Raw genomic sequence first — 21,661 nt, forward strand, 5'->3', positions numbered from 1 at the left:
TTTTTAAGCTCTTTTATAACTTCTTTATTTTCTATGTTTGAGTCATTTACTACATCTTCTTGTGCAAAAGACTCACTAGAAGCTATAGTTAAAACTGATAAGGAAATAACACAAGCTAGAATTTTTTTAGGTAGTTTGTTCTTGACAAGATATTTTTCTTTCATATCGTCTCCTTTATATCGTTTTCCTGATAATTAAAAATATGGTAATTATCACTTCTTATATCAGAAAGGAATTATTTTTCTTTATCAAACGTTTTTTTTGATAAATGCTCACTATTAGAGCTTATAAGTGCTTTTTGACAAAGAGAAGAGACTGTTGCAAAATTATGAATTTCTATCCTTGCATCATTACAAATTACTCACAGACAATTGAGGATAGCTTAACATCTCATGGATGTAAAATTGTCGTGGAGGAGCTTGTAATAATTTTGGAAAGATTAATCATTCTGCTACAGTCCCATTTTTTAATTTATAGATTTTTTTCGATTTTTTGCTTATAGTCACGTCTTAAAAAATATACACAATAAAATGCCGCAAAAAATTCTGCTATTATAAAGGATATCCAAATCATATTTATATTTCCTGTCCTTTCTCTTATAAAGTACATAAGAGGAAGAAGGATTATAAATTGCCTTAAGAAAGGTTCAAATAAAGCTACTCCAGATGATGATAAGGATTGAAAAATTGAAGCACATACTATGGAGAATCCTACTGGTAGGTAGGATATTGAAATTATCCTAATCATAGGTACTCCTATATCCATCATCTTTGGTGTTGCTGAAAACAACTTAAGTATAGGTACTGGAAATACCATAAAAATTATCATGCCAAAAACTATCATAATAGTTGCTGCAGATATAGATAATTTTATAGCTTCTTTTATTCTTTTCTCATTGCCTGCCCCAAAGTTATAAGAAACTATAGGTACCATGGCATTTGATATACCTAAAACCGGCATGAATTCGAAACTTTGCAACTTAAACATTACCCCATATGCTGCTATAGCTGATTGACCAAAACCTGCAAGAATTGTATTTATGAAAAATACTGCAAAAGAAGTTATAGCATTCATTAAAGCTGCTGGAAGTCCTATAGCAAAAATCTCCTTTAAAATAAGATGAGATACAGAAAATCCCCTAAACCTAAATCTTATTTCCTTATTCTTTCTTATATTTAGTCCTAGTCCAACTAAAGCTCCTATGATTTGACCTAAGACTGTAGCGATTGCTGCACCCTTAACTCCCAATTTTGGAAAACCAAAAAGACCAAATATAAAAATCGGATCAAGTATTATATTTATAATTGCTCCAATTCCTTGAGTTATCATTGTATAAAAAGTAAGACCTGTCGATTGGAGGAGTTTTTCAAAAAGAATTTGGAAAAATACACCCATAGAAAATAAGCAAACTATATATAAATAATCTATCCCATAGGATATGATTTCAGGATCTTTTGTTTGCATTCTTATAAAAGGTTCTACAAAAAATAAGGCAATAATAACAAATACAAATGATAAAATACCTGCTAGCATAAGTCCATGGACTGCAACACTTGATGCCTCATCTTTCTTATTCATGCCCAAATACCTAGATAAAAGGGCTGACACACCTACTGATATACCTACTCCAAAGGCTATAATTACATTTTGTACGGGAAATGAAATTGTAACTGCTGTAAGAGCCTTTTCTGAAAGCCTTGCTACAAATATTGAGTCTACTATGTTATATATAGCTTGAACAAGCATTGATATAATAATGGGAATACTCATCTCAAACAAGAGCTTGCCCATAGGCATATTCCCTAACTTTTGTGATTTTACTTCTGCCATCTAATCTCCTTTCAAAAAATAAAAATAACGGCAAGTGCCGCTATTTAAATACCTATATACTTACTTTATTAAATTTAATGAATATTGCAAGTCATTTTCAAAGTTTTTTACATTTTATTTTAGATGTTACTTAATTTATTTTTACTTTTTTTTAAAAATAAAAGACTCTTATATTTTTTTGGAAATGGATAATAGATAAAAGCCCCTGTTTTCCTTACTATATATCCATTAAAGTTTTGTTTAAACCTTAAAACTCCATCTGAACCATCATAAACCCCATCTATCCCAAAGAAATTATAGGTTTTAATTCCTCTTTTCATAATTCTTTTCATCGCTTCAAATTGTAGGATAAATGGTCCTGGAAGTTTTTGATATTTTGTTAAAGATCCCCCTAAGAAATATATAGCTTGATTGTTTTGATAAACTAGGATCATATTAGCAAGAGGAATTATATCACGACTTGCATCTTCTTTTAAATCTTTTAAGCTTTCTATTTCATTTTTTAAAGAATCTCTTCTTTGCTTATTCTTATTATTCTCTTTTATACCAGATAGTATTTCTTCAAGTCTTTTTATAGAATTATTTAAGTTAATTTCTGCTACTAGAAACTCTTTTTTATCGGAAAACTCATCATAGAAAGTATTATAATAGTCTATAGACTTATCCCCAAAGCCTTGTCTTTTAGCAGTTTCAAGGGTTAAACTTTTAAAATCTTCCATTTCATTTTTTCTAATTTCCCTAACTCTTATATCAAGCTCCTTAGCTTTTTTTATTTTTCTTTGGGCATTTTTATTAAATGAATTCAAAAGATTATCATAGTCATCTGGTAGAAAATCAGACAAATCTTTTACGAATTGATAATCAGGTGATCCATCATATTCAGGAACTGTCCCATCATTTCTTATATATCCAAGCTCTTGCATCTTATAGAAGGTAGAATAGTCTTCATCTGTTAATGGCTTTCCCTCTTGGTCATACTTTCTGAAATCTTTGTCAAGCTTTATTACAAGTTTTAAATATCCATTTTCTTTGGCATAATCTTTCATTTTATCATAGAAGAGATATTCATATTTTTCATTATAAGAACTTGCACCTACCATAAAGTCAATTCTTTTCCCGCCGAGAAAATTTCTAATAAAGCTAAGACCAACAGCAAAAATTTCTTCATCCTCTACGAGAGCTAGAAGTTTAGTTTCCCTATTATTACTTTCTAAAGAAGCTTTCATTTCACTAGTTTGCAAAAAAGAATAAGTTTCTACTTTCTTTAAAAAATCATCATATTTATTTCTTGAAATTTCTTTTATTACCATAATTGCCTTTCCTATTTAACTCTTATTATATATATGATATCATATATTAGCTCAATTAATAAATAAGAGCAATTTATATATTTTAAAATCCCTATAAAAACAAATAACGGCCGAGGCCGTTATTATTCTTATCCAAAAATTTCTTTTTCAGATTTTCTTATATGTCTTTTTAAAATTATTTTTCTTTCAAAAGAGTTATCATATTCCATTATATTTGGATTGGCTGTGTTTATTACTCTTTCTTTATCATTAAATTCATCTAATAGACTCTTGTCCATATGCTCTTCTAAGCATTTTTCACTTAATTTTATTAGCCTAAATTTCTTAGATGGCTCTACCAATTCACTTTTTCCATATCCTAAATCATTTATAGCAAGTTCAATTAAATTTACTCCAGCAAGAGTAGAGTAATAGAATGTCCTACCTTGTCTTTGGTTCATCTCTAAAACAAAGATTTCTCCAGTATTTGAATCCATCTTAAAATCCAAGTTAAATAAACCTACATAAGCTAGCTTATCAACTATATATTTTGCAATCTCTCTCATCTTCTCATTGTCTGCATCAACTTGAACCAGGTGATTTCCTACCGTCAAAACCCTTTTGTCAGAGATTAGATTTCTTGCAAGAACCATGGAAGTTTCACCCTTAGTAGACCTATATCCATTTAAGGAATACTCTGATCCATCTCCTCCATTTACATATTCTTGTACAATCATCTCTCCCTCGTAACCTGCCTTATAGATTTCTTTCAAAACTTTAATAGCTTCTTCTTTTGATGATATATCATAACCCTTTTGTTTTTTTTCGAAATCAAGAGCATAAAGGGCTGGGAAATCATCAGGCTTCATAAAGATATGTCCTTCAAGACTTAAGCTTTCTATATTATCTTTTCTGATAATTTCAGTTTTCGGATACCTAACCCCTATCTTATCAAGATATTCATAAAACTTTGACTTATAAAATAATTCTTTATAAATTCTTCCGAAAGGATAGGCAGCCTTACAATCAAAGTCTAACCTATCTAAATTCTTACATAGTATATTAAGATATATCTCATTAGGTGCAAAGATTATAAATATTGTATCAGGATACTTTTTTGCTTCTTCATTAAGCATAGTCACAAATTGATCATCATGACTTGAAAATCCTTTTTTATAAGTAAGGGTTGAGATTTTAGTATTTCTATAAACATTTAAAATCCCTGACCCTACCGTAACTGCCTTTTTATTAAAGGCTTCAAAGTAGCTCCTAGCTACAGAGTATGAATTATCGTCCGTACCTAAAACTAAAGCTCTTACTTCTTTCATCATATCTCCTAGAATAAAGACTTCATTGACTTGGAATCTTTTTCTTCATTTAATTTTTCAATAAATTCTTCAAATGAAACGTCTTTTGTTTCTTCTCCGTCCCTATTTCTTACTGTAAGTTTGTCAGATTCTTCTTCTTTTTCACCTACAACTAGCATGTAGTTTGTTCTCATAAGTTGAGCTTGTCTAATCTTATAGCCTACACCCTCACTTCTGTGGTCAACTTCTACTCTAAAACCTTCTTTTTCGATTTTTTTACATAAGTCATCAGCAAAATCAGAATATTTATCAGATACTGGAATTATAACAACTTGTTTAGGATTAATCCAAAGAGGGAATCTTCCTGCAAATTGTTCTGTAATAGATCCTATAAATCTTTCAATAGAACCTAAAAGAGCTCTGTGAAGCATAACTGGTCTTTGTTTTTCACCATTTTCATCTACATATGTTAGGTCAAAGTTTTGTGGCAATTGGAAATCAAGTTGAATTGTTCCACATTGCCATGTTCTTTTAGCCGCATCTTCTAAGTGGAAATCAATCTTTGGACCATAAAATGCTCCATCTTTTGGATTTATTTGATATTCAATTCCACGTTCTATTAAAGCATCTTCTAGGGCCTTTTCTGCAAAGTTCCACTCTTCAATCTTACCCATAAAGTCATCTGGTCTTGTTGAAAGCTCGATTTTATATTTGAAACCAAATGTAGAATAAAGTAAATCGGCAAGGTCAATCATCTTAAATACCTCATCCTTTACTTGACTTGGTAGGCAGTATACATGAGCATCGTCTTGAGTAAATGTTCTTACTCTGAAAAGTCCATGTAAAGCACCTGAAAGTTCATGTCTGTGAACTTGGCCATATTCTGCAAGTCTTATAGGAAGATCTCTATATGAATGTGGTTCTTCTCCATATACTAATACTGAACCTGGACAGTTCATAGGTTTTATTGCATAATTCTCACCATCTATTTTTGTAAAATACATGTTTTCTTTGTAGTGATCCCAGTGACCTGACCTATGCCATAGTTCTTCATTCATAATTAATGGTGTTTTAATTTCTCCATAACCATTTTTCTCAAGTACTTTTGTCCACCAATTTAAAAGCTCATGTCTTAGAATCATTCCATTTTCTTTGAAAAATGGGAATCCTGGAGCTTCCTCATGGAAAGAGAATAGGTTCATTTCCTTACCTATTTTCCTATGATCACGTCTTTTGGCTTCTTCTTGTAATTGTATATATTCATCTAATTGTTTCTTCTTCTCAAAACTTATACCATAAATTCTTTGAAGCATCTTCCTATCAGAATCTCCTCTCCAATAAGCACCAGCTATTGATTTAAGTTTGATAGCCTTTATAGCTTTTGTTGAAAGAAGGTGTGGTCCTCTACAAAGGTCAACAAATACACCATCTCCCATATCATATATTGTAATCAACTCATCTTTTGGAAGATCTTCTATCAATTCAACCTTATAGTCTTGACCTTCTTTCTTGAAATATGATAGGGCATCTTCCCTTGAAATTTCTTTTCTTTCAATTTTGAGGTCTTTTTTTGCAATTTCTTTCATTTTTGCTTCGATTTTTTCTAAATCTTCTGGAACAAACCTATGCTCTAAATCTACATCATAGTAGAATCCATCATTTATAGCAGGTCCTATAGCAAATTTAGCATCAGGCCAGATTTCTTTTATAGCTGCTGCCATTAAGTGGCTTGATGTATGCCAAAATATCTCTTTTCCTTCTTCATCATCAAATTTAACTACTCTAAAATCACAATCTTCATTAATTGGCTCAGCATAGCCTTTAACTTCACCATTTACAACAGCACCAAGAGCTGATCTAAAAAGTCCTTCAGAGATATCTTTTGTAACATCTCCTACTCTTACTCCATCTTCATATTCTTTTACATTTCCATCTGGCAATTTTACATCAACCATATTCTCTCTCCTTATTCTTTAATAATTACTTTTAAATAATAAAAAAGACACATCATCCCAAAGGACGATGTGTCGTGGTTCCACCTTAATTTTAACTCATTAATGTTTTATCGCAGACCTTGCGCTTCCTATTAAGGAAAATATCGGGGGTGGTCTTCAGAATAGTCTTTAATAGAAAGCTTTCAGCTTCTGCTTTCCTCTCTGTAAAAAAGTAAAATCCCTACTCTTCCCTTCAAATACTTATATGAAACTTATGTTTACATAATACTACAAAAAAATTTAATTGCAAATAATTTTTAAAAAAGTTTATTTGCCTAAGAAAATATTTATAAGAATAAAAATCTATTGTAACTTATATAAGCATGAGTTATGATTTTTATCTTTCCAAATAAGAACTTCTCTTTTACCTAAATAAATTCTTATCTTAATAAATAATGTTTAATTCTGATTATTTTTCATAAAAAATATTGCTAATCGAAAAATATTTCCACAATTTATATAGTATGTGATATAATACACGCATGATTAAATAAGGAGTTATTATGGTTTTAACTAATACAAAAATTAAAAGAAAATTTATAAAGGATGAAGCTTACGATATAATCTCCGAGCAAATTATAAGGGGTGAGTTAATGCCTAAGACAAGACTTAGGATAAATGACTTATCTAAAGACTTAGGGATTTCTAGAACTCCTGTAAGGGAGGCCTTATTAAAGCTTGAAGATGAGGGACTTGTTATGACTAAGGCAAATAGGTGGACTATGGTTGCCCCTATTAATATCAAAGAAACCTTGGATATCTATCCAATTATTTCAAGTTTAGAATGTCTTTCACTTAGGTTAGGTTTTAAAAGGATTGATGAAAAAATAATTAAAAAATTAGAAGATGTTAATGAAAAGATTAAACTTAAAAGTAAGGAAAAAGACCAACTTGAAATTTTAAAACTTGACGAAAAATTTCACAAGATTATTATAGACTCGTCTTTAAATGATGAAATTTATCCTATAATTGAGGGTCTTAAGAGAAAGGTAAAAAGAGTTGAAATTTACTTTTTTGAAAGCCATAAGGATCAATTTACAACTTATGAGGAACATAAAAAGCTTATTGAGTACTTAAAGGATAAAGATTTTGAAAAATCTATAAATGCCCTAAGAAAAAACTGGGTCAATACCCTTGATAGTCTTGACGAAATTACTGAAGACATTGAGGTAGATAGTGATGAAGATTTGTTACCAAATAATTAAATTATTAAAAATAACATTATTTTAAATATAGGATACTGTCAAACTTAAATTAAGAAAGGCCATTTTCTAGTCTTTTATAAATATAATACTTAAGATAAAGGATATAGTTTTTTAACCGTAATAGTAGCTATCTAATAGGCTTACAACTTTCTTGTAAGAGTCAATATTTGCCAAATGTAATTAATTTTGTGTACAATATTGATCCAAATTTATACTTCAAAGATTTGCAAATATGGTAAAATTTTAAAATCAACTTATTCTTAGTTTTTGCTATCTTATTTTACTACAGATATAAGTTAATTATGATAGTGATTTTACTTTAATAGATTTAAATTAAGGCTTTGTGTAAATTTTCTATTTTTAGGCTTTAAATTTTCACAACGCTTTTAATTTTAACTAATATTAAAATGACCTCTTCTTTAATAAGTAAGTTTACAACAAAATGTATATTTAACTTATCCTTTACAATTTTAATGCTATATTTATACTATATGATATTATTGAAAATATATTCTAAATTATTTTTATTATTATAATTAATTATTCATTACTTACTTCAATGATATATCTATATTTTTTATTGCTCCCTAAACCTGACAAGGATTTAGGGAAACAGTAATCCAAATTTAAATAATAATTAAGTTTTGAAATTTTCTTAATATTAGATTAGGAAAATTATTTTTTATTTAATATTAGTGATTTTGGGTATCAATTTATAGTTAGGAGATGATTATATGCTTAAATTCATGAAAAAAATCCCGGGCGGACTACTTTTAATACCAATGCTTATATCCGCCCTTTTTCATACTTTTTTGCCTGACTTTTTTGTGGTGCCAGGCATAACAGAAGCCCTTTTTACCACAAAAGGAACTAATTATATAGTAGGACTTATTTGTTTTTTATCTTCAACTGCTATTGATATAAAAAATATAAGCAAGGTTTTAAAAAAACAAGGTACAATCCTGCTTCTTAAGATTTTCCTTTGCTTTATATTTGGAATAATTTTTATAAAAATCTTTGGACTTGATGGAGTCTTTGGCATATCTGCCCTAGCCTTTATTACTTGCATTTGTTCTATTAACCCATCCCTTTACCTTGCCCTATCTCACGACTATGGAAATAAAGATGATGAAGCAGCCTTTGGTCTTACAGGAATTCTTTGTGTACCAGCCTTTCCTATCTTGGTTTATTCTATATCTAAATCATCTGCGATAGATTGGACACCTGTAATATCTGTACTTATACCAATTGTACTTGGAATATTGATAGGAAATCTTGATAAAGATATGGCTAAATTCTTCACACCTGCTGTAACTATCCTTACTCCTTTTATGGGTTGGTCTTTTGGAGCAGGAATAAATATTATAGAGGCCCTAAAAGCAGGCCCTCAAGGAATACTTGTTACAATATTATTTTACCTATTGATATTTCCTCCAATATTTTTCTATGAGAGAAAAATCCTTAAGGAAAATGGAATTACAACATTTGGTATATCTTCCATAGCAGGACTTTCTGTATCAGTTCCAACTATAATTGCCCATACAGATAAGAGTATAGGCCTTATAGCCAATACTGCTACAGCTCAAATAGCCCTAGGAGTTGTCCTAACAAGTATTATAACTCCAATTCTTACGGGCATTTATACAGACAAGAAAAAAATAAAGAAAAATACTTAAAAAGAATAGAGTCTGTTGCAAAATTATAAATTTCTAATGTTTCATCATTATAAGCTACTCATAGACAATTTAAGAATACTTCTATCTCATGAAGTCCAATTGTCGTGGATGATGTTATAATGGCTTTGGAAAGATTGATTCATTTCTGCAAATGTCTTCTTTACTTTTTTTAGTATATGTACTATAATTATAAACAAAATATAAATTGGTAGAGTAGGACTAAAGCGTTAAGTGCTAGAAAATGGGATGTTGTTTCTAGACGAAAGATTTTAGTCCGCATCCGCTACCATCATATCCTATGATGGCAGACTACCGAATAGGAGGAATTTTTGAAAAATCTTAAAAACATTAGAACTATGATATTGCTATCATTTTTTATAGCCTTATCAGTTGTAGTATCCAAATTTTTTTCTATCACTACAATGAGCCAAAAGGTTGGTCTTGGCTTTATAGTTACAGCCCTTATGTGCTCAATTTTTAATCCATCACTTGCAGTTATTGCATCTATAATAATTGATCTTGTGGCAAATCTTTTATTCCCAACTCCTGGAGGTTTTTACCTTCCCTTTGTTATTACTAAGATTGCTTCTGCCCTTATCTATACTTTCTTTTTGTATAGAAAAGAGATTACAAGAAAAAACATCATATGTGCAACTACTCTAAACACCTTGATTACAAGCTTATTTTTAAATACAATCTGGGTAAGCCAGCTTACTGGAAATCCCTTTATAAGCCAATTTTTATTAAGGATACCCTCTATGGCCTTTAACTATGTCTTACACACCATAGTTTTAGTTATAATCTTGCCAAAACTTGCACGTCTATTAAGAAATGAAGTAAAAAGACTAGGTGCTCAGCCAGAAAATGCACCTTATTAAAAATTTTTAAAAACAGGGATTATTGAAATTAACCCATAATATGGGATAAGTTCATATAGGCCCTGTTTTTTAGTCTATTATTTATTAAATTTTCATTTTTCTTAAAATCTCTTTTGAAAAATAAATTTATTGAGGTTTATATGAAGTTTCATAATAGAACATGTCTCCTCTAGCATAGGATATAGTATACTCTATTATATTTTCTTCAATATCAAATGTTGTTCTAATAATCTTAAGGCAGGGACTATTTTTTTTAAGTCCTAAGGACTTTGCCATCTCACTATCAAGCTCTGATACTGAAAATCTCTCCTTAATTTGGTAAATATTTACCTTAAAGTTTTCCCTAAATATATCATATAGGGCCTTTTTTTCTAGTAAATTTTTATCTACTTGAGAAAACCTCCCATAGGGAATAGTAGTTTTTTCATACATCATCGGCACATTATCTGCCAACCTTAGTCTGTCAAATTGTATGACTTTTTCCTTATCTTTTAACTTCATTTTATCCTTTAATTTATTATTTGCATCTCTTATGGCATAGTCTACTACTAAAGACTTAGGCGTTTTGCCATTTTTCTTAGTTTGCTCTGTAAAGGAATAGTAGTTTGATAAGTTTTCCCTATCTCTTTCTCTTATAAAGGTTCCCTTTCCCTGAATTTGGTAAAGGATACCTGAATTTACAAGATAGCCTATAGCATTTCTTACGGTTGTTCTTGAAACATCGTAGTCTTTACAAAGTTGCCTTTCTGAAGGAAGCTTATCTCCATTATTCATTGTGGCAATCTTTTCCAAAAGTTCATCTATAAGCTTTGTATAAAGAGCTGACATTTATTTATATTCATGAATTGTAACGCCTTTTACAACTCTGTTTACTGTGTTTGATCTAGAAGGATTGTCAGGTCTATTACCCACCCTTAAACTTGTAACTAGAGCAAATATTTGGGCAATTACTATATATACTATAGAAAGATAAGCATCATTTAAGTCATCTGATTCAAAAATAAGCTCATAATCTCTATCAAGATTGGAATTTGCAATTCCTATCAACTTTTTAGCTATACCGTCATTATATACTTCGTCTAAAACATCAAGATCATATAGTCTTGTATAAGCATTTGATGATACAAAAGAAACTAATAGGGTATTTTCGTCTATGAATGATTTTGGACCATGTCTAAATCCCATAGAAGAATCCCAAATTGTAGCAACCTCTCCTGCTGTAAGCTCTAAAATTTTAAGTCTTGCTTCCTTGGTAAGCTTTCCTAAAGGACCTGAACCAAGATATACAACCCTATTAAAATCAAAGTTTACTAAGTCTTCTAGTTCATCTATTCTAGCATAAATTTCTTTTCCAAGTTTTGAAAGCTTTTCTACAATTTCCTTTTTATTTTCACTCTTTGAATCGAATATCAAAAGAGTTGCTAAAAGCATAGATGAAAATGAGTTTGTCATGGCAAAACCCTTATCATTTGTAATTTCAGGCTCTAAAAATACATAAGAGTTAGGATCATCATATAGACCTTTTGCAAGCTCACCATCTTTTGCACAAGTTATAGGTAGGTTGTAGAAATCATCTACTAATTGTTGTCCTAATTTAACTGCAGCTAAAGATTCTGGGGAGTTTCCACTTCTTGCAAAGGAAACTAAAAGAGTCTTTTGATCTTTTTGAAAGTGTAGGTAAGGGGAAGAAACTAAGTCTGTTGTAGCTACTGATTCAAAGTTAAAATCACCATGAGTCTTAAGATAGTCTACAGCTACATTCCCAACATATTCGCTAGTTCCTGCTCCTGTAAATATTACCTTAGTGTCTTTGCCAAGTTTTTCTAAAAATTTATCAATATCGCCTTTTCTTTCTTCATACAGGCTATACACATCAAGCCAAGTATCAGCTTGGTTTAGAATCTCAGTATAGGTGTTTTTAAAGTCTTTTTCTTCTAATTTGTTTTTATCCAATAGCATAATAACCTCCTGTATTGGTAACTACCATTACTTTAAGTGTATACGATTCCAAGTTTCATGTCAAGATTAGAGACTAAAAATAGCTTTGGAATTTAAATTTTATTATCTATTCTTTTTCCTGTTTCAGGATCAAATAAGAATATTTTATCACTATTTAAATATACACTGATTTCTTGATCTATATCATAAGATAAGTTATCAAAATCTCTAATAATTATCTCATTTCCATTAAAATCTGTATATATTACCTTTTCGCTTCCCAGAGATTCAACAACAACGACTTTTGTTTTGATTTCTATATCTTTTTCACTATTTCTTTTAATATTTATATGTTCAGGTCTTATAGCAAGTTTAATATTACTTTTACCAAAAGCCTTAATAGTATATGACTTAATATTTGTAAAAAGCTCTTCTGGAAAATTTACTAAGCTATTTTCTAATTTAACTTCTTTTTCATCTATATACATATTAAGCATATTTATCCTAGGAGAACCTATAAAACCAGCTACAAATTCGTTGATTGGATTTTCATAAAGATTAACTGGACTGTCTACTTGTTGAATTATTCCATCTTTCATTACTACAATCCTGTCCCCCAAGGTCATAGCCTCAGTTTGGTCATGAGTTACATATATAAATGTTGTATTGAGCTCTTTATGTAGTTTATTTATCTCAGTTCTCATTTGAGTCCTAAGTTTTGCATCTAAATTACTTAAAGGCTCATCCATTAAAAACACTTCCGGATTTCTCACCATTGCTCGACCTAAAGCTACTCTTTGGTTTTGTCCACCTGATAATTGGCTAGGTTTTCTGTCAAGATAAGATTCTAATTGCAATAACTTAGCAGCCTGACTTATTTTTTCTTTAATTTCTTCTTTAGAAAATTTTTGATTTTTTAAAGCATATGCCATGTTATTATATACAGTCATATGTGGATATAAAGCATAATTTTGAAAAACCATGGCAATATTTCTATCTTTAGGTTCTACATCATTGATTACCTTGCCATTTATTTTAATTTCTCCACTACTTATGTCTTCAAGGCCTGCTAACATCCTCAAGGTTGTGGATTTTCCACAACCTGATGGGCCTACAAATACAATAAATTCATTGTTTTGTACACATAAATTAAAATCTGTTACAGCATGATATCCATTTTCATATATTTTATTTACATTAATAAATTCTATATTACTCATCTAGTCTCCTAATGAAATCATCAATTTCAACAACTTTTGATTCTTTTCTTGCCTGTTCTGATGCAAAACACATCATGTGACTCATTATAGATTCTTCTGCTCCAGTTTTAACAACTTCACTTTCTCCATGACATGCTTCATAAAAGGCTTTTATTATTCCATAGTCTGCTCCGCCATGACCTGAAGCATTGCTTATAACTTGGTATCTTTCTTCTTTATAGCTTTTAAATCTTTTAACCTTAATTATTTGATCACAGTCATCTGCTATAATTTCACCTTCTGTGCCCATAATCTTAATATTTCTATGTACATCATTAGAAAAGGCTGAAAGATTAAATACCACTTCAACATCATCTTCAAATTCTATGGAGATTGCTTGATGATCACATACGTTGTTATCACATTTATAAACACATCTTCCATAAGGTCCTTCTCTTAAAGCTTTCTCCAGACCCTCTTTTGTCCTTGTAACATCAACAACATCGCGCCAACCAATTCCTGGATATCCTGTATAGAAGTCCTTAACCGAAAATACACATGTATCTTTATACTTACAATCAAGACACCTATCTGCTGCACCACTAGGTTCATTTTCTTTTTTAAAATAAGATAGTTTCCCAAAAGATGTAATATATTTTGGTTTTTTTCCTGTAAGGTATATTAAAATATCCATATCATGGCATGATTTTTGTAGAATTAAAGGTGAAGATAGATCTTCATTTCTCCAATTTCCTCTTACAAAAGAATGAGCAAAGTGAAAATATCCTATATTTTCATTATGATTTATAGAAAGAACTCTTCCTATGGCATTAGAGTCTATAAGTTCTTTGATTTTTACAAAAAATGGTGAGTATCTTAAGACATGACATATCATAAATACCCTATCCTTTTTCTTAGCTTTTTTGGCAATATTGAATACTTCATGAGCGTTTGGACTTATTGGTTTTTCAAGCAATATATTTAAATCATAATCTAAAGCTTTCATACATACGTCATAATGATCCCTATCTGGTGTTGCTATTATTAAGGTATCCACAAATCTTTCTTCATCCATTTTTTCAAAAAAATCTTTATAGTCTGTAAATATGTAGCAATCATCAATATTAAATTCTTTTTTACAAGCTTCAAGCTTTTTCTCATCAATATCTACAAAAGATTTTATTTCTACATCCCCATATTCTCTTAAAAGTCTGGCATAGGCAATTCTTCCCCTATGTCCTGCTCCAATTACTCCTAATTTCATAGTTTATCCTTTCATTCCACTTGTTGCTAAACTTTCTATAAATTGCTTTTGAAATATAGCAAATAATAATATCATAGGCCAAATTGAGATAAGAGCACTAGCCATATAAACAGGGTAATTTACTGCATATTGTCCTGTTGAAGCTAAGTTTGCTAATCCTACTGATAGAGTTTGTTTCTCTGGTAAAGTATTAACTATTAATGGCCACATTAAATTGTTCCATGTAAATAATAAACAAGTTATTATCAGTGTAACTATGCCTGGCTTCACTATAGGAAGGCATATATCTTTAAAGATTTTAAATTGTCCAGACCCATCTATTCTAGCAGCCTCCTCCAATTCTTTAGGTATTTGGCTAAAGAATTGTCTCATTAAAAATGTGCCAAAAGCTGAAAACATAGAAGGTAAGACCAAAGCTGTTATTGTATTTAGTAATCTTAATTTATTCATTATTTGAAATTGTGGTACTAAAAATATTTGTGAAGGTACCATTAAGATTGACATGATAAGAATAAATATTGCATTTTTAAACGGGAAATCTATCCTCGCAAATGCGTATCCAGCCATAGTGCACATTGTCACCTGTCCTATTGTTGTAATTACAGCATATAATACTGTGTTCTTAAATAGAACTGGGAAATTTAGCTTACTTAAACTTTCCGAAAAATTTGATATTTGAGGGCTACTTGGAAATATCTTTGGAGGAATTTGCATAGATTCACTAAGTGTTTTTAAAGATGTAAGTATCATCCATAAAAATGGCAAAACAGTAAATACTATACCTATTAGAAGTACTACATGTATCATGATTTTTCTCCAACCTTTAATTTTCAATTCCACCCACCCACTTTCTTTGTATTTTTAATTGTAAAAATGTTAATATCATTATAATTATAAATAGAATTGTAGCTATTGCGGCTCCATATCCCTTTCTACCAAAATCAATAGCTGATTGATAAAATAGGTATACTATAGTTTGAGTACTCTTTAAGGCTGGAGATGTTTTTGTAATCATCATAAATACAATATCAAATACTTGAAGACTTGATATCATTGATGTTGTTAAAACAAATACTAAAGTAGGGGCTACTAAGGGAACAGTGATAGTGAAAAATTGTTTAATTTCACTTGCTCCATCTAATTTAGCAGCTTCATAATATTGTTTAGGAATAGACTGCATCCCCGCAAGAAAATAAACTATATTCATACCTAAACTCATCCAAATTCCAACAACTATAATACACAACAAAGCCGTATCATTATCAGCTATCCATGCTCTAGGTTCTCCACCAAAAAGCATGATAAATTGATTTAATAAACCATATTGTCCATTGTAAATCCATTTCCAAATCATAGCTACCGCTGCAGGCATTGTTACTGCTGGCAAAAAATATAAGGTTCTATAAATTCCTACTCCCTTAATATTTTTATTCAATAAATTAGCTATAGACATTGATATAAGAACAGAGATTGGAACTGTGATTATAGTATATTTTAGAGTATTTCTTAAAGATAGATAAAAATTTTCATCTTTAAATAACTCTTTATAATTATCAAATCCTACAGGATTCCAAACTCCAAATGAATTCAAGTCTGTGAACGAATAAAAAATATTTTGAAAAAAAGGAATTATAAAAAATATAGTTAATCCCAACAATACTGGGAGTATCATTAGATACCCCCACATTGCCAAGCGAAGATTATATTTTTTTCTTTTCTTTTTTTTAATCTTCATATAATCACATTCCTATTGATTAATTTTGTTCCTTTTCTAAGGCATCATTCATTTTTTGGGCTAAATCTTTCAAAACATCCTTTACTGGTTTATTAAATGAATACATCTCATTTATTGCATCTTCTTCATATGCATTCCAAACAGGTGTATTTTTACTAACTGGGTATGGAACAGAGTATTCCAATTCGTCTACAAAAGCTTTTAGATTCTTATCAGGATAAGATTTTTCCCAAGTTTCCAAAACTTTATTGTTAGCTGGTATAACAGTAGCTTTTTCAGCCCACATTTCATTTACTTCTTTGGAGCCAAGATAAGCTAAAAAGTCTAAGGCTTGATCTTTGTTTTTTGAACCCTTTGCTAAACAATATGAAAGACCATGAATAGTAGCAGCTCTTTCTTTAATTTTAGGCATTATTTCAAGATCTATATCTTTACTTATATTTTCATCACCTAAATATTCTGGAATCCTCCAACTTCCTGAATAAATCATAGCTATCTTACCAGCCTTAAACAAATCTGTATCATTGGTATCTGTAAGTGTTTTAAGATCCGGTGAATATCCTTTTTCTCCTATATCAATCCATCTTTGAATACCATCATAAGCTTCTTCTGTGTCATAGCCTGACTTTGTCTTATCTTTATTGATAATATATCCACCACATTGAGGTATAGTATCATAATATCCTTCTTGAGTCGCAGGTTTAAATGAAGTTCCCCAAATTCCCTTGTCCTTATCTGTTAATTGTTCTGCTGCCTTTACAAAATCATCCCAAGTCCAATCTTTGTTTGGATAACTAACGCCTTTTTCATCAAATAATTTTTTATTATAGAAAAGAGCTGTTAGATCCCAATCTTTTGGAATACCATATAAATGATTATCATATGTGTATAAGTTGATTAATCCCTCAGGATAATCTTCTTTTTTTATTCCAATCTTATCTAGATAATCATCTAGGGGTTCAATTACTCCATTACTTGCAAATTTTATGAAATTAGGTCCATTCATTGTAAATATATCTGGCATAACATCACCTTGGGCTTGGGTTTCTAATTTTGTGAAATGATCTTTAAATGTTGTCTCTTCTATTTGTATATCTACTCCAGGATTTTTTTCTTCATATTTTTTTTCGATATCCTTCATTGTTGCAATTTGATCTGGATTCCACATGGCAATACGAACAACGTTTTCCCCAGATTTAGAACTCTTCTCTTCTGAGCTAGGATTTTTAGAATCTTTATTTCCACATCCTGTAACCAATAGTGCTAACGACATACACAAGGCAAACTTTTTCCATAATTTCATATTTTTCTCCTCTCCATTCTAAGTCATAAATGATGAAATATTTATGCATTAAATGTTTTTATGTATGGTAATTACCTTATCTTTAGTATAATACAGTTCTTTAATGTAGTCAAGTTTTTTAATATTATATAATATTAAAAATGGGCCCTATTAAGGACCCACTTGTGTTTTTTTATTCTTCAATTTTATCAAAAACTGATTTTGCTGTTTCTTTTAATACTTTGTTTAAGCTTTGTATATTATCCAAGCCTTGAGTATTTAACCATTTTATTGCATCATCATCAGATTTAGCGAATTCTTCAACTCCACCCTTCCATGTAGCTCTTCCACAAAGTACTCCATTAAATTCTGAGCCTGCTTCCTTTGCAAATTTAAGTGTTTCTTTGAATAAGTCTGCGCTTACCCCACCTGATAAGAAGATAAAAGGAATTTTGCTTATATCTGATTGTTCTTTGAAAAATTTAGAAGCTTCTTCTTGGCTATAGACAACTTCTTTTCCATATCCTTCGACAAAATTCATATTTACTGGAGTTTCAAGTTTTAAGACATCAATCTTATATCTTTCATCTTGAAAGTCTTTAACTGCTGCATTTACCTTGTGAGGTCTAACTTTTGCAAATTCAGCACTTTTACTATCTTCTATTTTTTCATCATAGACTATTAGTTCAAGGAAAAATGGAAGTCCTAAAGCTTCACATTCATAACCTATCCTTTCAATAAAGGCCTTTTTCTTATCATTTGTTTCTTTACTTTGATCTACATCATAGTAAAGAAGAATCTTTATAGCTTCTGCCCCTAGTTCTTTAAGCCTTAAAACTGAACATCCATCTATAAGTTTTGGTAGTCTTTCAGGATCATTTTTATCAAAACCAGTTACTTCATAACTAATCAAGAGTCCTGCATTTTCATCCCTTACCTTTATTGCTTCAAGTCCATATATTGGATCTAGTAAGATTGATGATGAATATTTTGTTAATTGTTTAGAAACTAATGATTTAAATCTTGAAATATCTTCTACATTGTTTAAATTTTCATCAAAAGCTCCTATCATTTTTTCCATTGAGCCTCTTTGATCTATAGCAAGGGCTGCTATTACTCCATTTTCATTAGCAAGCTTTTTTAAATTTTCTACCTTTTCTTTTGAAATTTTCATATTATATCTCCTTTATGCTTATTTTTTCATAATACTTATCAAAATCATTCATATTTACATGAGCTATTTCTTCATTTAGGACATTCAAAAGTCCACAATTCATAGATTTTCTTATAAAATCTTCGCCACTTTCTTTATTAAAAATTGCAGATATAGCACCTGCAAGACTTGAATCTCCACTTCCTACTGGATTTAGTGCCTCTACTTTTGGAACAGCTGTTTTATAAATTTTATCATTTATTTTAACTACCGCTCCACTAGCTCCTTGGCTAACAATAATATATCTTATTTCAGATAAGACAGAATTTGAAAATATTTCTTTTATCTTTTCATCTTCTTCTGGAAATTTCTTACCAATTATATCTATAATTTCCTTTTCATTTGGTTTTATAAGATCAGGTTTAAAATCTGCATTTACTAAATCTTTGAGTGTTGAGCCTGATGTATCAAGGGCTACAAATATATTTTCATTTTTTGCAAATTCAATAATTTTCTTATAAAAATTTGAATCAAGGCCTTTTGGAAGTGAGCCTGATATACTTATAATATCTAAATTATTAGCAATTTCTTTAAGATGGGCTAAAAATTCATCTTCTTTTTCTTTAGAAACTTCTGGGCCCTTTTCAAGTATTTCTGTTTGCTTGCCATCATGTAAAATAGCTATGCAATTTCTTGTTTCATCATCTAACTTTATAAAATCATGAGATATTTTTCTCTCATCTAATCTTTTTTCGATAAACTCGCCAAGCTTTCCACCAATAAATCCTGAATTTGTAACATCTTCACCTAATTCTTTTAGTACATAGGATACATGGATTCCCTTTCCCCCAGCATCTTTTTCTACTTTAGCTGTCCTATTTACATCATCTATAACAAAACCATCTAATTTGTAGGATATATCTACAGAAGGATTGGCAGTTATGGTTAAAATCATATTATTGCCCCTTTTTCATAATATTTTTTGGCTAGAATTAAAGAACCTTCAATAGGAGTTGTATAAGGCTCAATTATTTCTATATTGTTTTTTATATGCTTTTCAATAGCCTCTATAAGTTTATTTCCTAATTTATATACTCCACCTGAGTAAGAAACTTTAACACAACCATCAAAATCAAGTTTATTTATAAGACTGTCTATAGTTAAGGCAGCTTCATAGCCTACTTTGTCTAAAAGTTCTATGGCATACTTGTCGTTTTTTTCTAATGCTGGGTTTAATAGCCTTGCACAATTTGCTATTTCATCCCTTTTCATCTTTTCTGCTATATCTATCAGTTCAACATCATCTTTTATGCCTAATTCATTTTTTACCAATTCATATATATAAGTTTTTTCTATTCTTCCATCACTCATTTTTGTGAATAAATTCAAAATATTCTTACCTATAAAGTAAGCACTGGCTTCATCTCCTAGAAAAGGTCCCCATCCACCTGATCTATCTGAATTTCCTTTATCATCTACACCAAAGGCTATAGAGCCTGTCCCTAAAACAAGATTTATACCTGCTTGTGCGTTTAAGGATCCAGACCATCCATTAACACAGTCATTTCCCATCTTGTACTTACCTTTGCCCAAAAATTCATCAAAGAATTCTTCCATGAATTTTTCGTTTTCAGGATATTGACCATAGCCTGGTATAGCCAAAAAGGAAAAATCAATATCTTCAATCTTTATTTTTGCATTATCACAAAGTTTATTTATAGCTTTTGTAACGTTATCACTAAATTCATCCCTAGTGATTTGCTTTAGGTGAATAGTATTAGTTTTCTCTTTAAAATGTTTATTGTCAACACATAAAAGATAATCTGTTTTTGTACCACCACCGTCTACTCCCAAGAATATAGACATAGGCCCTCCTATAAATGTTTTATATTGTTTGTTTTTATATCTATGATATAATAATATAGTAAAGATATTTAATTGTCAATAGTGAAAATCCATATTTTCAAGGATTTGATATAAATTAATAATGAACAATTTAAAACATTTATTTTTAAAGAGGTATAAGATGTTAAAAGAGGAAAGACAAAATTTTATTTTAAACCATGTCAAAAAAAATGGAATAATCAGAGTTTCTGATGTAACTGAAGTTTTAGATGTAACTGAGATGACAATAAGAAGAGATCTTAAGGAACTTGAAAATAAAAATAAATTAAAAAGAATCCATGGAGGGGCAAAATACATAGATGATTTAACCGAAAGAGAGTCAAGTCACCAAGAAAAATTGCATATGAACATGGAATATAAGATAATTATAGCTAAAAAAGTTTCTAACTTAATCAAAGATAATGATACCGTTTTTATTGGAGCTGGTTCTACACTAGAACTTGTGTCAAATTATCTTGATAATAAAAAATGCAAAATCGTCACTAATTCACTATTTCTTTTTAATAAAATTTATGATAAAGAAAATATAGAATCAATTCTTGTTGGAGGAAGGATAAGAAAGGTTACCGGAGCTTTTGTAGGAAATTTTTCAGATAATATAGTTGAAAGTCTACATTTTAAATCTGCTTTTATAGGTGTGAATGGAATAAATTATAATAATGCCTATACATATAATGAACAAGAAGGAGAACTTCAAAAATTAGCTCTTGATAATTCGGTCCACAAATATTTAGTTGCTGACCACACAAAAATTGGTAAGGAAGATTTTTATTCATTTTATAATATAGATGAAATCCAAGCTGTTATTTCTGATGATAAAATCAGTAATGATAAACTTCCAATACTTAAAGAATATACTGATATTATATAAGGACTTATATCTAAGTAAAATATAATTTCTCATTCTTAATTTACTACTTCAAAAACTACTACATATGAAAGTGTTTTAGAGTATCTACAATCTCTTTCTTGGACTTGTTGATACTCTGAATTTTTTATATCATAT

At 30.0% G+C, this 21,661-nt stretch carries 18 protein-coding genes and 1 riboswitch; of the genes, 4 read left to right on the forward strand and 14 right to left on the reverse strand.

The genetic code is table 11. From position 1 onward, the window contains the following. Window positions 1-471: 471 nt before the first annotated feature. The 4 genes from SOR60_RS02575 to thrS form a co-directional block, all read right to left on the reverse strand. Complete coding sequence (locus tag SOR60_RS02575; protein WP_154539597.1) at window positions 472-1,830, reverse strand: MATE family efflux transporter; 1,359 nt, start codon at window positions 1,828-1,830, stop codon at window positions 472-474. 119 nt (window positions 1,831-1,949) lie between these two features. Continuing rightward, a complete protein-coding gene (locus tag SOR60_RS02580) occupies window positions 1,950-3,140 on the reverse strand; it encodes a peptidoglycan bridge formation glycyltransferase FemA/FemB family protein (protein ID WP_320595127.1) in 1,191 nt (396 codons plus the stop codon). A gap of 128 nt (window positions 3,141-3,268) precedes the next feature. Next, window positions 3,269-4,447 carry a carboxylate--amine ligase gene (locus SOR60_RS02585; RefSeq protein WP_154539601.1) on the reverse strand — a complete coding sequence of 393 codons (1,179 nt, stop codon included), beginning with the start codon at window positions 4,445-4,447 and terminating at the stop codon, window positions 3,269-3,271. An 8-nt stretch (window positions 4,448-4,455) separates the two neighbouring features. Beyond that, on the reverse strand, window positions 4,456-6,381 hold the full coding sequence (thrS, locus tag SOR60_RS02590) for a threonine--tRNA ligase (protein WP_320595128.1): 1,926 nt from the start codon (window positions 6,379-6,381) through the stop codon (window positions 4,456-4,458). 542 nt (window positions 6,382-6,923) lie between these two features. On the opposite strand from thrS, the gene SOR60_RS02595 reads away from it, so the two are divergent. The 3 genes from SOR60_RS02595 to SOR60_RS02605 all read left to right on the forward strand — a co-directional run bounded on the left by SOR60_RS02595 (window position 6,924) and on the right by SOR60_RS02605 (window position 10,179). Next, a complete protein-coding gene (locus tag SOR60_RS02595) occupies window positions 6,924-7,625 on the forward strand; it encodes a GntR family transcriptional regulator (protein ID WP_154539605.1) in 702 nt (233 codons plus the stop codon). A 734-nt stretch (window positions 7,626-8,359) separates the two neighbouring features. Beyond that, window positions 8,360-9,301, forward strand: a complete 942-nt coding sequence (locus SOR60_RS02600) for a 2-keto-3-deoxygluconate permease (protein WP_320595129.1) — start codon at window positions 8,360-8,362, stop codon at window positions 9,299-9,301. A gap of 207 nt (window positions 9,302-9,508) precedes the next feature. After that, window positions 9,509-9,589: riboswitch (THF riboswitch) on the forward strand. Between the two features lie 41 nt (window positions 9,590-9,630). After that, a complete protein-coding gene (locus SOR60_RS02605; RefSeq protein WP_320595130.1) occupies window positions 9,631-10,179 on the forward strand; it encodes a folate family ECF transporter S component in 549 nt (182 codons plus the stop codon). 126 nt (window positions 10,180-10,305) lie between these two features. On the opposite strand, the gene SOR60_RS02610 is transcribed toward SOR60_RS02605, so the two are convergent. From SOR60_RS02610 to SOR60_RS02655, 10 genes are all read right to left on the reverse strand, one after another. After that, window positions 10,306-11,007: a GntR family transcriptional regulator gene (locus tag SOR60_RS02610; RefSeq protein ID WP_320595131.1), complete on the reverse strand. Its 702-nt coding sequence runs from the start codon at window positions 11,005-11,007 to the stop codon at window positions 10,306-10,308. Further along, window positions 11,008-12,138 carry an SIS domain-containing protein gene (locus SOR60_RS02615; RefSeq protein WP_154539613.1) on the reverse strand — a complete coding sequence of 377 codons (1,131 nt, stop codon included), beginning with the start codon at window positions 12,136-12,138 and terminating at the stop codon, window positions 11,008-11,010. A 92-nt stretch (window positions 12,139-12,230) separates the two neighbouring features. Beyond that, window positions 12,231-13,337: an ABC transporter ATP-binding protein gene (locus SOR60_RS02620; RefSeq protein WP_154539615.1), complete on the reverse strand. Its 1,107-nt coding sequence runs from the start codon at window positions 13,335-13,337 to the stop codon at window positions 12,231-12,233. Continuing rightward, a complete protein-coding gene (locus tag SOR60_RS02625) occupies window positions 13,330-14,580 on the reverse strand; it encodes a Gfo/Idh/MocA family protein (protein ID WP_320595132.1) in 1,251 nt (416 codons plus the stop codon). The genes SOR60_RS02620 and SOR60_RS02625 overlap by 8 nt, the downstream gene beginning before the upstream one ends. 3 nt (window positions 14,581-14,583) lie before the next feature. After that, window positions 14,584-15,414, reverse strand: coding sequence for a carbohydrate ABC transporter permease (locus tag SOR60_RS02630; RefSeq protein ID WP_229771204.1), 831 nt, complete (start codon window positions 15,412-15,414; stop codon window positions 14,584-14,586). Then, on the reverse strand, window positions 15,404-16,315 hold the full coding sequence (locus SOR60_RS02635; protein WP_154539619.1) for a carbohydrate ABC transporter permease: 912 nt from the start codon (window positions 16,313-16,315) through the stop codon (window positions 15,404-15,406). The genes SOR60_RS02630 and SOR60_RS02635 overlap by 11 nt, the downstream gene beginning before the upstream one ends. A 19-nt stretch (window positions 16,316-16,334) precedes the next feature. After that, a complete protein-coding gene (locus tag SOR60_RS02640; RefSeq protein ID WP_320595133.1) occupies window positions 16,335-17,618 on the reverse strand; it encodes an ABC transporter substrate-binding protein in 1,284 nt (427 codons plus the stop codon). A gap of 172 nt (window positions 17,619-17,790) precedes the next feature. Next, window positions 17,791-18,771, reverse strand: coding sequence for a tagatose 1,6-diphosphate aldolase (locus tag SOR60_RS02645; protein WP_176269559.1), 981 nt, complete (start codon window positions 18,769-18,771; stop codon window positions 17,791-17,793). A 1-nt stretch (window position 18,772) separates the two neighbouring features. After that, window positions 18,773-19,705 (reverse strand): hexose kinase, encoded by a 933-nt coding sequence (locus tag SOR60_RS02650; RefSeq protein WP_320595134.1) that lies wholly within the window; start codon window positions 19,703-19,705, stop codon window positions 18,773-18,775. Then, window positions 19,702-20,616 (reverse strand): N-acetylglucosamine kinase, encoded by a 915-nt coding sequence (locus SOR60_RS02655; RefSeq protein WP_154539627.1) that lies wholly within the window; start codon window positions 20,614-20,616, stop codon window positions 19,702-19,704. Before SOR60_RS02655 ends, SOR60_RS02650 begins: the two co-directional genes overlap by 4 nt. Before the next feature lie 160 nt (window positions 20,617-20,776). Here SOR60_RS02655 and SOR60_RS02660 point away from each other — a divergent pair, with 160 nt between their 5' ends. Beyond that, complete coding sequence (locus SOR60_RS02660; RefSeq protein ID WP_154539629.1) at window positions 20,777-21,526, forward strand: DeoR/GlpR family DNA-binding transcription regulator; 750 nt, start codon at window positions 20,777-20,779, stop codon at window positions 21,524-21,526. Window positions 21,527-21,661: the final 135 nt, after the last annotated feature.

It is taken from the genome of Anaerococcus porci, assembly GCF_034090325.1.
In the GTDB taxonomy this organism is placed as follows: Bacteria; Bacillota; Clostridia; order Tissierellales; family Peptoniphilaceae; genus Anaerococcus; species Anaerococcus porci.

Coding starts and splice junctions, on each gene's coding strand:
- SOR60_RS02585 (WP_154539601.1), bottom strand. CDS start 4,447: ATGAAAGAAGTAAGAGCTTTAGTTTTAGGTACGGACGATAATTCATAC.
- SOR60_RS02635 (WP_154539619.1), bottom strand. CDS start 16,315: ATGAAGATTAAAAAAAAGAAAAGAAAAAAATATAATCTTCGCTTGGCA.
- SOR60_RS02640 (WP_320595133.1), bottom strand. CDS start 17,618: ATGAAATTATGGAAAAAGTTTGCCTTGTGTATGTCGTTAGCACTATTG.
- SOR60_RS02650 (WP_320595134.1), bottom strand. CDS start 19,705: ATGATTTTAACCATAACTGCCAATCCTTCTGTAGATATATCCTACAAA.
- SOR60_RS02615 (WP_154539613.1), bottom strand. CDS start 12,138: ATGCTATTGGATAAAAACAAATTAGAAGAAAAAGACTTTAAAAACACC.
- SOR60_RS02645 (WP_176269559.1), bottom strand. CDS start 18,771: ATGAAAATTTCAAAAGAAAAGGTAGAAAATTTAAAAAAGCTTGCTAAT.
- SOR60_RS02580 (WP_320595127.1), bottom strand. CDS start 3,140: ATGGTAATAAAAGAAATTTCAAGAAATAAATATGATGATTTTTTAAAG.
- SOR60_RS02595 (WP_154539605.1), top strand. CDS start 6,924: ATGGTTTTAACTAATACAAAAATTAAAAGAAAATTTATAAAGGATGAA.
- SOR60_RS02575 (WP_154539597.1), bottom strand. CDS start 1,830: ATGGCAGAAGTAAAATCACAAAAGTTAGGGAATATGCCTATGGGCAAG.
- SOR60_RS02660 (WP_154539629.1), top strand. CDS start 20,777: ATGTTAAAAGAGGAAAGACAAAATTTTATTTTAAACCATGTCAAAAAA.
- SOR60_RS02600 (WP_320595129.1), top strand. CDS start 8,360: ATGCTTAAATTCATGAAAAAAATCCCGGGCGGACTACTTTTAATACCA.
- SOR60_RS02625 (WP_320595132.1), bottom strand. CDS start 14,580: ATGAAATTAGGAGTAATTGGAGCAGGACATAGGGGAAGAATTGCCTAT.
- SOR60_RS02620 (WP_154539615.1), bottom strand. CDS start 13,337: ATGAGTAATATAGAATTTATTAATGTAAATAAAATATATGAAAATGGA.
- SOR60_RS02610 (WP_320595131.1), bottom strand. CDS start 11,007: ATGTCAGCTCTTTATACAAAGCTTATAGATGAACTTTTGGAAAAGATT.
- SOR60_RS02655 (WP_154539627.1), bottom strand. CDS start 20,616: ATGTCTATATTCTTGGGAGTAGACGGTGGTGGTACAAAAACAGATTAT.
- thrS (WP_320595128.1), bottom strand. CDS start 6,381: ATGGTTGATGTAAAATTGCCAGATGGAAATGTAAAAGAATATGAAGAT.